This window comes from Cronobacter sp. HA18006 (genome assembly GCF_011605445.1).
Lineage (GTDB): Bacteria > Pseudomonadota > Gammaproteobacteria > Enterobacterales > Enterobacteriaceae > Cronobacter > Cronobacter sakazakii.
In genome coordinates, this window is the sequence record NZ_JAANQB010000023.1 from 245,155 (window position 1) to 257,965 (window position 12,811).

Consider the following 12,811-nt stretch of genomic DNA (forward strand, 5'->3'; position numbering starts at 1 on the left):
CCCCAACGGATCATCCTGAAAGCACGACATTGCTCACATTGCTTCCAGTATTTCTTAGCCAGCCGGGTGCTGGCTTTTTTTTTGCCTGGTAATCTATGGTTAATGCCATCTGTTACTCTTAAAAAGGACCGGGCAATGACGATAAATTGCGCTTTTATTGGTTTTGGCAAAAGCACCACCCGCTACCATCTTCCCTACGTTTTACACCGCAAAGCGACTTTTCACGTCGCGCATATCTTCCGACGTCACCCTAAACCGGAGCTGGAAAGCCACCCGCGTTATCAGCATATTCACTTTACGAGCGATCTGGATGACATCCTGAACGACGACTCGGTAAAACTGGTGGTGATCTGCACGCATGCCGACAGCCACTTTGACTATGCGAAGCGTGCGCTGGAAGCCGGGAAAAACGTGCTGGTGGAGAAACCATTCACGACAAGCGTCGCGGATGCGCGTCTGCTGCTGGATCTGGCAAAAAGCAAAGGGCTTGTGGTCACGCCGTATCAGAACCGCCGCTTTGATTCGTGTTTTCTGACCACGCGTAAAGTGATTGAGAGCGGCAAGCTGGGCGAGATTGTCGAAATTGAAAGCCATTTCGACTACTACCGGCCTGAAGCGGAAACCAAACCGGGACTGCCGGAAGACGGCATGTTTTTCGGGCTCGGCGTGCATACGATGGATCAGATTATCTCGCTGTTTGGCCGCCCCGATCACGTCAGCTATGACATCCGCAGCCTGCGCAACAAAGCGAACCCGGACGATACCTTCGAGGCGCAGCTGTTTTATGGCGATCTGAAAGCCATCGTCAAAACCAGCCACTACGTCAAAATCGACTACCCGAAATTTACCGTTCACGGCAAAAAGGGCTCGTTTATCAAATATGGCATCGACCAGCAGGAGACCAGCCTGAAAGCCGGGATTATGCCGGGCGAACCCGGCTTTGCGGCGGATGAGAGCATCGGGCATCTGGAGTATGTCAACGCGCAGGGCGAAACGGTGCGCGAAGAGATTAAACCGGAGGTGGGCGACTATGGCCGCGTCTATGACGCGCTCTATGACACGCTCGTCAACGGCGCGCCAAATTACGTCAGAGAATCTGATGTGCTCACGAACCTTGAGATCCTCGAACGCGGTTTCGAGCAGGCGTCTCCCGCTACCGTAACCCTTGCGAAATAAGGCCTGTCGGCTCCTCTGTTCTTGTTCACAAAATTTGAACAGAGGAGTCAATTTTCACCCTCTATGATCGCGGACGTAACAGGTCCACACTTACCCCATCAAATCGCTAAGGGGGTACACGATGATCTATTTACGCAAAGCACAAGACCGCGGCCACGCCAACCACGGCTGGCTGGATTCCTGGCACACCTTCTCGTTCGCTAACTATTACGACCCGAATTTCATGGGCTTTTCCGCCCTGCGTGTCATTAACGACGACGTGATCGACGCAGGCCAGGGGTTCGGTACGCATCCGCATAAAGACATGGAAATCCTGACCTACGTGCTGGAAGGCGCGGTGGAGCATCAGGACAGCATGGGCAACAAAGAGCAGGTGCCTGCCGGTGAGTTCCAGATAATGAGCGCCGGGACCGGCGTGCGCCACTCGGAGTACAACCCGAGCGCCACCGAACGTCTGCGCCTGTACCAGATCTGGATTATTCCGTCTGAAAACGGCATTGAGCCGCGCTACGAGCAGCGCCGCTTCGACGCCGCCCAGGGCCGCCAGCTGGTCCTGTCGCCGGATGCCCGCGACGGCTCGCTGAAAGTGCATCAGGATATGGAACTGTCGCGCTGGGCATTGCTGAATGGCGAAGACGGTGAGTATGCACCCGCCGCTGGCCGCCGTGTCTGGATCCAGGTCGTGAAGGGCGATGTGACCATCAACGGCACCCGCGCGACCACCAGCGACGGTCTGGCCATCTGGGATGAAGCGACGCTTGCAATCCACGCCGACAGCGACAGCGAAATCCTGCTGTTCGATCTGCCGCCGGTCTGATAAATCCTGAACCTCTCTCGCAACCTTCCTCTAAACAGGGGAAGGTTGTTGCGCGTCCGTGATAAACTGGTTATTACCCATGACCTTATCCCCCCTTCAGGACGATGAAAAAGAGAAGACCGGTACTTCAGGATGTGGCCGATCGCGTCGGCGTGACCAAAATGACCATCAGCCGCTACCTGCGCAACCCCGAGCAAGTCTCTCTGGCGCTGCGCAGTAAAATCGCGGCGGCGCTGGATGAGCTTGGCTACATTCCCAACCGCGCGCCGGATATTCTCTCTAACGCGACCAGCCGCGCCATTGGCGTGCTGCTGCCTTCTCTGACCAACCAGGTGTTCGCCGAAGTCTTACGCGGTATCGAAAGCGTCATTGACGCGCACGGCTACCAGACCATGCTCGCCCACTACGGCTACAAGCCGGAGCTGGAAGAGGAGCGCCTGGAGTCGATGCTCTCCTGGAATATCGACGGCCTGATTTTAACCGAGCGCAACCACACGCCGCGCACCCTCAAGATGATTGAAGTGGCGGGCATTCCGGTGGTAGAGCTGATGGATAGCGTCTCGCCGTGTCTGGATATCGCCGTGGGGTTTGATAACTTCGACGCCGCCCGCCAGATGACGGCGACCATCATCGCGCGCGGCCATCGCCACGTGGCGTATCTCGGCGCGCGTCTCGACGAGCGCACCATCATGAAACAGAAGGGCTACGAGCAGGCGATGCTCGACGCGGGTCTCACGCCCTACAGCGTGATGGTGGAACACTCTTCGTCTTTCTCGACCGGCAGCGAACTGCTGCGCCAGGCGCGCCGTGAGTATCCGCAGCTCGACAGTATCTTCTGCACGAATGACGATCTCGCGATTGGCGCCGCGTTCGAGTGCCAGCGTCTGGGGTTGCGCATTCCTGACGATATGGCGATTGCCGGTTTTCACGGCCACGATATCGGCCAGGTGATGGAGCCGCAGCTCGCCAGCGTGCTCACGCCGCGCGAGCGTATGGGACGCATCGGCGCGGAGCGTTTGCTGGCGCGCATTCGTGGCGAAACCGTTACGCCGCAAATGCTCGATCTCGGTTTTACCCTTTCGCCAGGCGGCTCGATTTAATCCCACAAATTTGAACTGGCTCACACTTATTCATGCTGAGCACCTGCGGAAATTGCTAATTTTCAGTGTGAGCCAGACAATGTTACCGTTAACAGTTACCCGTAACATTATCCGTAATGCCTTTGCCAGGGGAGTACTGCAATGAGCACGACCAATCATGATCACCATATTTATATCCTGATGGGCGTTTCCGGCAGCGGGAAATCCGTTGTCGCCAGCGAAGTTGCGCATCGTCTGAAAGCCGCGTTTCTCGATGGCGACTTTCTGCATCCGCGCCGCAATATTATGAAAATGGCGGCGGGCGATCCGCTTAACGATGACGACCGCACGCCGTGGTTGCAGGCGCTCAACGACGCCGCTTTCGCCATGCAGCGCACCAACAAAGTGTCGCTCATCGTCTGCTCGGCGCTGAAAAAACGCTATCGCGATATTCTGCGCAGCGGCAACCCGAACCTCTCTTTCATCTGGCTGAAAGGCGATTTTGAAGTGATCGAAAGCCGCCTGCGCGCGCGCAAAGGGCACTTCTTTAAGCCGCAAATGCTGGTGACGCAGTTCGAGGCGCTGGAAGCCCCGCAGGAAGACGAAAAAGATGTGCTGATTGTGGATATCAACCCGTCGCTCGACGACGTTATCGACAGCACGATCGCGCTTATCAACAAAGGCGAGTAAGCCGTGAATACATTAACCCTCGTTTTAACGGCAGTAGGGTCTGTTTTGCTTCTGCTGTTCCTGGTGATGAAGGCGCGCATGCACGCCTTTGTCGCGCTGATGGTGGTTTCCATTGGGGCCGGGCTTTTCTCCGGCATGCCGCTCGATAAAATCGCCGCCACGATGGAAAAAGGCATGGGCGGCACGCTCGGCTTTCTGGCGGTGGTGGTGGCGCTGGGCGCGATGTTCGGCAAAATCCTGCATGAAACCGGCGCGGTCGATCAGATTGCCGTCAAAATGCTGAAATCCTTCGGCCACAGCCGCGCGCATTACGCGATTGGGCTCGCGGGCCTGATTTGCGCGCTGCCGCTGTTTTTCGAAGTGGCGATTGTGCTGTTGATTAGCGTCGCGTTCTCCATGGCGCGCCACACCGGCACCAACCTTGTGAAGCTTGTGATCCCGCTGTTTGCGGGCGTCGCGGCCGCCGCGGCGTTTCTGCTGCCGGGGCCTGCGCCAATGCTGCTCGCCTCGCAGATGCATGCCGATTTCGGCTGGATGATTTTAATTGGTCTGTGCGCGGCCATCCCCGGCATGCTGATCGCCGGGCCGCTTTTCGGTAATTTCATCAGCCGTTATGTCGAGCTCTATACGCCTGACGACATCAGCGAGCCGCATCTCGGCGAAGGCAAGCTGCCGTCTTTCGGCTTCAGCCTCTCGCTCATTCTGCTGCCGCTGGTGCTGGTGGGCCTGAAAACCATCGCCGCGCGTTTTACCGAGCAAGGTTCGACGCTCTACGAATGGCTGCAGTTTATCGGCCATCCGTTTACCGCGATTCTCGTCGCCTGCCTGGTGGCGATTTACGGCCTGGCGCGTCGTCAGGGCATGGAAAAAGAGAAAGTCATGGCGATCTGCGGCCAGGCGCTGCAACCGGCGGGCATTATTCTGCTGGTGATTGGCGCAGGCGGCGTGTTCAAACAGGTGCTGGTGGATTCTGGCGTTGGCCCGGCGCTCGGCGGCGCACTGACTGGTATGGGCCTGCCGATTGCGCTGACTTGCTTTGTGCTGGCTGCTGCGGTGCGCATTATTCAGGGCTCCGCGACCGTCGCTTGCCTGACGGCGGTAGGCCTGGTGATGCCGGTTATCGAACAACTGCACTTCTCCGGCGCGCAGCTTGCCGCGCTGTCTATCTGCATCGCAGGCGGCTCGATTGTGGTAAGCCACGTCAACGACGCCGGTTTCTGGCTGTTCGGTAAGTTCACCGGCGCCACCGAAGCGCAAACGCTGAAAACCTGGACGATGATGGAAACGCTGCTCGGCACCACCGGCGCGATTGTCGGAATGATTGCGTTTACGCTGCTTTCCTGAATCATCAACAAAAAAGGCTTCCCGTCGGAAGCCTTTTTTCTTATCCCTTCATCCATGCCCGGATGCCGTCGAGGAACATCTGGGTGGCGAGCATCACCAGCACCAGCCCCATCAGGCGCTCCAGCGCGTTGACGCCTTTCTCGCCGAGCAGCCGTAAAAAGAGCGAAGACTGCAGCAAGATAACAAACGTGCCGCCCCAGGCGAGCAGCAGCGCGATGACTAAATGCCCCATCTGGTTCGGGTACTGGTGCGACAGCAGCATCAGCGTCGCGAGCAGCGTCGGGCCTGCGACCAGCGGGATCGCCAGCGGCACGATAAACGGCTCCTCACCGGCAGGAAGGCCAGTGCTGTTGCCTTCGTGGCTCGGGAAAATCATCTTGATGGCGATAAGGAACAGAATAATGCCGCCGGAGATAGAGACGGTTTCGGCGCGCAGATTCAGGAACGCCAGAATCTTCTCGCCCGCGAACAGGAAGATAAGCATCAGCAGCAGCGCGATAAACAGCTCGCGCACCATAATCGCCCGACGGCGTTTCGGCTCGGTATGCTTGAGCACCGACATGAAAATCGGCAGGTTGCCCAGCGGATCCATAATCAGGATCAGCAGGACGGCGGCGGAGAGAATGTCATTCATAAAAGCGTCCTGATAACGGTAAACGTGACGCCTGATTAGCTCTGTTTCTGATGTTCAGGCGATCATTGATTAATTTCACTTGCCACTTTAGCTGCATTTTGTATGGTGAAAGTATCTCCGGGGCTCTCCCGACACGCACATAAAGCACATCTCGCAGGAACACGGGTTATGAAAAATGTTGGTTTTATCGGCTGGCGCGGTATGGTCGGCTCTGTACTCATGCAACGCATGGTGGAAGAGCGCGATTTTGACGCCATTCGTCCTGTCTTTTTCTCTACTTCCCAGCTTGGCCAGCCCGCGCCCACCTTTGGCGCACAGGGCGGCGGCACGCTTCAGGATGCTTACAATCTGGAAGCGCTGAAGGCGCTGGACATTATCGTGACCTGCCAGGGCGGCGATTATACCAACGAAATCTATCCAAAGCTCCGTGAAAGCGGCTGGCAGGGCTACTGGATTGACGCGGCGTCCTCGCTGCGTATGAAAGATGACGCCATTATCATTCTCGACCCGGTTAACCAGCATGTGATCACCGACGGGCTGAATAAAGGCGTGAAAACCTTTGTCGGCGGCAACTGCACCGTTAGCCTGATGCTGATGTCGCTGGGCGGCCTGTTTGCGGAAAACCTGGTGGAGTGGGCGTCTGTCGCCACATACCAGGCGGCGTCCGGCGGCGGCGCGCGCCATATGCGCGAACTGCTGACCCAGATGGGCCTGCTGCAACAGCACGTGGCGGCGGAACTCGCCGACCCGGCTTCCGCCATTCTCGATATCGAACGCAAAGTCACGCAGCTCACCCGCAGCGGCGAACTGCCGGTGGATAATTTCGGCGTACCGCTGGCGGGCGGGCTTATCCCGTGGATCGACAAACAGCTCGATAATGGCCAGAGCCGTGAAGAGTGGAAAGGCCAGGCGGAGACCAACAAAATTCTCGGCACGTCATCAACCATTCCTGTAGATGGCCTGTGCGTGCGCATTGGCGCGCTGCGCTGCCACAGCCAGGCGTTTACGCTGAAGCTGAAAAAAGATGTCTCGATTGCCACCATCGAATCGCTGCTGGCGGGCCATAACGACTGGGTGAAAGTGGTGCCGAACGACCGCGACATCACCGTACGTGAATTAACGCCTGCGGCGGTCACCGGCACGCTCAGCACGCCGGTCGGACGCCTGCGCAAGCTCAACATGGGGCCGGAGTATCTCTCGGCGTTTACCGTCGGCGACCAGCTTCTCTGGGGCGCTGCCGAGCCGCTGCGGCGTATGCTGCGTCAGCTGGCATAAACAACATTAAAAAAGAGCGCTTCGGCGCTCTTTTTTTACGTCCGTCACTAAAGAAAAGACGAATGTTTCATATTTTCTGAGGGGGAACAGAATCCCCTGGCTATGCTTAGCATAAGACGAGTCCTACTCGTCATACTTCCAGGTGGAACGGCACAGCCGCAGGAATGCTTCAGGCTCTGCCCGTTCAGGTCATTAAGAGTGTCGCTACCGGACGCGAAGGCGTAAGGCTGGAATGGGGCGACACCAAATAAACAGGATGATAACCATGTCTGATCGTGTCTCAAGAGACGTGATTAATGCGCTGATTGCGGGCCATTTTTCGGATCCTTTCTCCGTTCTGGGCATGCACACCACCGACGCCGGGATCGAAGTCCGTGCGCTGCTTCCCGACGCTACTGAAGTCTGGGTCATCGAACCCAAGACCGGGCGTAAAGTGGGCAAGCTTGAGTGTCTGGATTCTCGCGGTTTTTTCAGCGGCGTGATGCCGCGTCGTAAAAATCCTTTTCGCTATCAACTGGCCGTGGTCTGGCACGGACAGCAAAATCTGATTGATGACCCGTATCGCTTCGGGCCGCTGCTTCAGGAGCTGGATGTCTGGCTGCTTTCCGAAGGCACACATTTACGTCCTTATGAAACGCTCGGCGCGCACCCGGATACGATGGACGGCGTCACCGGCACGCGCTTTTCCGTCTGGGCACCGAACGCGCAGCGCGTCTCCGTGGTGGGGCAGTTCAACTACTGGGATGGCCGCCGCCACCCGATGCGTCTGCGTAAAGAGAGCGGCATCTGGGAACTCTTCATCCCCGGCGCGCACAACGGCCAGCTCTATAAATATGAAATGATCGACGCGAACGGCCATTTGCGCATGAAATCCGACCCGTATGCGTTTGAGGCGCAGATGCGCCCGGATACCGCGTCGCTTATCTGCGGCCTGCCGGAAAAAGTCGAGCCGAACACGGCGCGTCAGGACGCTAACCGCTTCGATGCGCCGATCTCGATTTACGAAGTGCATCTGGGTTCATGGCGTCGCCATACCGACAACAATTTCTGGCTGAGCTACCGCGAGCTGGCTGACCAACTGATCCCGTATGTTAAGTGGATGGGCTTTACCCATATCGAACTGTTGCCGGTTAACGAACACCCGTTCGACGGCAGCTGGGGCTATCAGCCGACCGGGCTGTACGCGCCGACGCGCCGTTTCGGCACGCGCGAAGAGTTCCGCTATTTCATCAACGCCGCGCACGCCGCGGGGCTGAACGTTATTCTCGACTGGGTGCCGGGCCACTTCCCGTCCGATGATTTCGCGCTGGCGAATTTCGACGGCACCGCGCTCTATGAGCACAGCGACCCGCGCGAAGGCTATCACCAGGACTGGAACACGCTTATCTACAACTATGGCCGCCGCGAAGTGAGCAACTTCCTGGTGGGCAACGCGCTCTACTGGACGGAGCGTTTCGGTATCGACGCGCTGCGTGTGGACGCCGTCGCCTCAATGATTTATCGCGACTACAGCCGCAAAGAAGGCGAGTGGATCCCGAACCAGTACGGCGGGCGCGAAAACCTGGAGGCGATGGAGTTTCTGCGCAACACCAACCGCATTATCGGCGAGCAGGTCAACGGCGCGGTTACGATGGCGGAAGAGTCCACCGATTTCCCTGGCGTCTCACGGCCGCCGGAATCGGGCGGGCTTGGCTTCTGGTACAAGTGGAACCTGGGCTGGATGCACGACACGCTCGACTACATGAAGCTCGATCCGGTCTATCGCCAGTACCATCACCACAAAATGACCTTCGGGATGATTTACAACTACACCGAAAACTTTGTCCTGCCGCTGTCGCATGACGAAGTGGTGCATGGCAAAAAATCGATTCTCGATCGTATGCCTGGCGACGCCTGGCAGAAATTCGCCAACCTGCGCGCCTACTACGCGTGGATGTGGGGCTTCCCGGGTAAAAAACTGCTGTTCATGGGCAACGAGTTTGCGCAGGGGCGTGAGTGGAACCACGACGCCAGCCTCGACTGGCATCTGCTGGAAGGCGACGACAACTGGCACCACGGCGTGCAAAGACTGGTGCGCGATCTCAATTCCACATATCGCCACCACAAAGCGCTGCATGAACTTGATTTCGATCCTTATGGCTTCGAATGGTTAGTGGTAGAGGATAACCAGAACTCGGTATTTATCTTCGTGCGTCGCGATTCGCAGGGCAATGAAATCATTGTCGCCAGTAACTTCACGCCGGTGGTGCGCCATAACTATCGCTTTGGCATTAACCAGCCGGGCGAGTGGCGCGAAATCCTGAATACGGATTCGCAGCACTATCATGGCAGCAACGCCGGGAACGGCGGCAAGGTGCGCAGCGAGGCCATCGCCAGCCATGGGCGCGACAACTCGCTCTCCCTGACGCTGCCGCCGCTTGCCACTATCTGGCTGGTCAGAGAGGCAGATGATGCAGCTTAACGCAGGCCATTCCGCTCCGCCTGGCGCCTGGTTTGACGGCGCGGGCGTGAATTTCACGCTGTTTTCCGCGCATGCGGAAAAGGTGGAGCTGTGCCTGTTTGATGCAAGCGGCAACGAAACGCGTTACGCGCTGCCTGCGCGTAGCGGCGACGTCTGGCACGGTTATCTGCCGGGCGCGCGTCCTGGCCTGCGCTATGGCTACCGCGTGCATGGCCCATGGAACCCGGCGCAGGGCCACCGCTTCAACCCGGCGAAACTGCTGCTCGATCCGTGCGCTCGCGGCGTGGAGGGCGATGTTATCGACGATCCGCGCCTGTACGGCGGCATCGACACGCCGGACCCGCGTGACAACCGCGACGCGATGCCGAAATCGGTCGTGATGGACGACCGCTACGACTGGGAAGACGATGCGCCGCCCAACATCGCCTGGGGCGAGACGGTGATTTACGAGGCGCACGTGCGCGGTTTGACGCGCCTGCACCCGGAAATTCCGCCTGCGCTGCGCGGCACCTACGCGGCGCTCGGCCACCCGGCGATGATCGCCTGGTTCCAGCGGCTCGGCATTACGGCGCTGGAGTTACAACCTGTTGCGAAATTCTGTAGCGAGCCGCGGCTGCAACGTCTCGGCCTCGCGAACTACTGGGGCTACAACCCGCTGGCGCTGTGGGCCATCGAGACGCGTTACGCCTCGCAGCCCGCGCCGCAGGCGGCGCTCAATGAATTTCGCGACGCCGTCAAAGCGCTGCATAAAGCGGGCATCGAGGTCATTCTCGATGTGGTGCTTAACCACAGCGCCGAACTGGATCTCGAAGGACCGACCTTCTCCCTGCGCGGAATTGATAACCGTAGCTATTATTGGATACAGGACGACGGCGATTATCACAACTGGACCGGCTGCGGTAACACGCTGAACCTGAGCCATCCGGCGGTGGTGGATTATGCCATCGGCTGCCTGAAATTCTGGGTGGAGCAGTGCCACGTTGACGGTTTCCGGTTCGATCTGGCGACGGTCATGGGCCGCACGCCGGAATTTCGTCAGGATGCGCCGCTTTTTGAGGCGATGCGCCGCGACCGGTCGCTGTCCGCGGCGAAGCTTATCGTTGAGCCGTGGGATATCGGCCCCGGCGGCTATCAGGTGGGCAACTATCCGCCGCCGTTCGCCGAGTGGAACGACCGCTTTCGCGACGATATGCGCCGCTTCTGGCTGCGAAGCGAGCTGGATGTGGGCGAAGTCGCCACACGTGTCGCCGCATCGGCGGATGTATACCGCAGAAACGGCCGTGAGCCGTGGGCGTGCGTCAATCTGGTGACGGCGCATGACGGTTTTACGCTGCGCGACTGCGTGTCGTTTAACGGCAAGCATAACGAAGCGAACGGCGAGGATAACCGCGACGGCGCGTGGGAAAACCACAGCAATAATCACGGTTATGAGGGCCTGGGCGGCGGGCAGAGCGTTCAGGACGCGCGGCGTGCGAGCACGCATGCGCTGCTGGCGTCGCTGCTGCTGTCGCAGGGCACGCCGATGCTGCTGGCGGGCGATGAACAGGGCCACAGCCAGCATGGCAATAACAATGCGTATTGCCAGGATAACGAACTGACCTGGTTTGACTGGTCGCAGGCGGACGAAGGGCTTGTCGCGTATACCGCGGCGCTGATTCGCCTGCGCAGACAGATCCCGGCGCTCACCGCTTCACGGTGGTGGGAAGAGAACGACGGCAACGTCCGCTGGCTGAACGCCGCAGGCGCGCCGATGCGACCCGAGGAGTGGCACAGCGGCGCACGCCAGCTGCAAATCCTCTTGTCCGATCGCTGGCTTGTTACCCTTAACGGCCGCGATGAAGTAAGCGAGATCGTATTACCTGAAGGGGAATGGCGCGCCGTTCCTCCATTTGCCGGAGAGGATAATCCGGTTGTCATGGCTGTATGGCATGGGCCTGCGCACGGTGTGTGCGTCTTCCGGAAGTCATAAACAGGAGTTCGTCATGGTCAGGCTTGAAAAGAAAGATCCGTTGATGCTGGCAAGGCAGTTGCCGTTGAAATCCGTGGCGCTGATTCTGGCTGGGGGCCGCGGCACGCGGTTGAAAGACTTGACCGCGACCCGCGCCAAGCCCGCCGTTCATTTCGGCGGTAAATTCCGCATTATCGACTTCGCGCTGTCGAACTGCATTAACTCGGGCATTCGGCGCATCGGGGTTATCACGCAGTATCAGTCGCACACGCTGGTGCAGCACATCCAGCGCGGCTGGTCGTTCTTCAGTGAAGAGATGAATGAATTCGTCGACCTTCTGCCCGCCCAGCAGCGCGTACACGGCGAAACCTGGTATCGCGGCACCGCGGATGCCGTGACTCAGAACCTCGACATCATTCGCCGCTACAAAGCGGAGTATGTGGTCATCCTCGCGGGCGATCACATCTACAAGCAGGACTACTCGCGCATGCTTATCGACCATGTCGAAAAAGGCGCGCGCTGCACCGTGGCCTGTCTGCCGGTACCGGTGGCGGAAGCACGTGCATTTGGGGTCATGGCGGTCGATGAGAACAGCAAAGTCATCGACTTCGTGGAAAAACCCGCCAACCCGCCTTCAATGCCAGGCGACGATACTAAAGCGCTCGCCAGTATGGGCATCTATATTTTTGATGCCGACTATCTTTATGAGTTGCTGGAAGAGGATGACAAAAACGAATCCTCCAGCCATGACTTCGGGAAAGACATTATCCCGAAAGTGACGTACAGCGGCGAAGCCTACGCGCATCCGTTCCCGCTTTCATGCGTGCAGTCCGATCCGAACGCCGAGCCGTACTGGCGCGACGTGGGGACGCTTGAGGCGTACTGGAAGGCGAATCTCGATCTCGCCTCGGTGACGCCGGAGCTGGATATGTATGACCAGGACTGGCCGATTCGTACGCACATGGAGTCGTTGCCGCCTGCCAAGTTCGTGCAGGACCGCTCCGGCAGCCACGGCATGACGCTGAACTCGCTGGTCTCCGGCGGCTGCATAATTTCCGGATCGGTGGTGGTGCAGTCGGTGCTGTTCCCGCGCGTGCGCGTGAACTCGTTTTGCAATATTGATTCTGCGGTGCTGCTGCCTGATGTCTGGGTTGGCCGCTCCTGCCGCCTGCGTCGCTGCATCATCGACCGGGCCTGTGTTATCCCTGAAGGAATGGTGATTGGCGAAAACGCCGAAGAGGATGCTCGCCGTTTCTACCGCTCCGAAGAGGGAATTGTTTTGGTGACCCGCGACATGCTGGCGCGTTTGTCAGCCTGAGTCGCACAAGGATTATGTGCGCACGGACGAGAATTTCCGCGCGCGATGGTTTCGCGTTCGGCGCGCCTG

General features: G+C 58.6%; 10 protein-coding genes. 9 read left to right on the forward strand and 1 reads right to left on the reverse strand.

The window, feature by feature from the left end; all coding sequences use genetic code 11:
* Nucleotides 1–135: 135 nt before the first annotated feature.
* From G9X48_RS17495 to gntU, 5 genes are all read left to right on the forward strand, one after another.
* Complete coding sequence (locus G9X48_RS17495; protein WP_105536331.1) at nt 136–1,176, forward strand: oxidoreductase; 1,041 nt, start codon at nt 136–138, stop codon at nt 1,174–1,176.
* A 121-nt stretch (nt 1,177–1,297) separates the two neighbouring features.
* The gene (locus tag G9X48_RS17500; protein ID WP_004388011.1) at nt 1,298–1,993 is read left to right on the forward strand and encodes a pirin family protein; all 696 of its coding nucleotides are present in this window, start codon (nt 1,298–1,300) and stop codon (nt 1,991–1,993) included.
* Nucleotides 1,994–2,097: 104 nt separating this feature from the next.
* Complete coding sequence (gntR, locus tag G9X48_RS17505; protein ID WP_085046629.1) at nt 2,098–3,093, forward strand: gluconate operon transcriptional repressor GntR; 996 nt, start codon at nt 2,098–2,100, stop codon at nt 3,091–3,093.
* Nucleotides 3,094–3,234: 141 nt separating this feature from the next.
* Complete coding sequence (gene gntK, locus G9X48_RS17510; RefSeq protein ID WP_004388013.1) at nt 3,235–3,762, forward strand: gluconokinase; 528 nt, start codon at nt 3,235–3,237, stop codon at nt 3,760–3,762.
* A gap of 3 nt (nt 3,763–3,765) precedes the next feature.
* Nucleotides 3,766–5,106, forward strand: a complete 1,341-nt coding sequence (gene gntU, locus G9X48_RS17515) for a gluconate transporter (RefSeq protein ID WP_014727889.1) — start codon at nt 3,766–3,768, stop codon at nt 5,104–5,106.
* A gap of 40 nt (nt 5,107–5,146) precedes the next feature.
* Here the strand turns inward: gntU and G9X48_RS17520 are convergent, their stop codons facing one another.
* Nucleotides 5,147–5,740 carry a YhgN family NAAT transporter gene (locus G9X48_RS17520; protein WP_004388017.1) on the reverse strand — a complete coding sequence of 198 codons (594 nt, stop codon included), beginning with the start codon at nt 5,738–5,740 and terminating at the stop codon, nt 5,147–5,149.
* Between the two features lie 168 nt (nt 5,741–5,908).
* Here G9X48_RS17520 and asd point away from each other — a divergent pair, with 168 nt between their 5' ends.
* From asd to glgC, 4 genes are all read left to right on the forward strand, one after another.
* Nucleotides 5,909–7,015, forward strand: a complete 1,107-nt coding sequence (gene asd / locus G9X48_RS17525) for an aspartate-semialdehyde dehydrogenase (RefSeq protein ID WP_012126368.1) — start codon at nt 5,909–5,911, stop codon at nt 7,013–7,015.
* Between the two features lie 265 nt (nt 7,016–7,280).
* A complete protein-coding gene (glgB, locus tag G9X48_RS17530; protein ID WP_004388018.1) occupies nt 7,281–9,476 on the forward strand; it encodes a 1,4-alpha-glucan branching enzyme in 2,196 nt (731 codons plus the stop codon).
* Entirely contained in the window at nt 9,463–11,445 is a 1,983-nt protein-coding gene (gene glgX / locus G9X48_RS17535; RefSeq protein WP_171964741.1) for a glycogen debranching protein GlgX, read from the forward strand. The genes glgB and glgX overlap by 14 nt, the downstream gene beginning before the upstream one ends.
* 13 nt (nt 11,446–11,458) lie before the next feature.
* Entirely contained in the window at nt 11,459–12,742 is a 1,284-nt protein-coding gene (gene glgC / locus G9X48_RS17540; RefSeq protein WP_004388020.1) for a glucose-1-phosphate adenylyltransferase, read from the forward strand.
* Nucleotides 12,743–12,811: the final 69 nt, after the last annotated feature.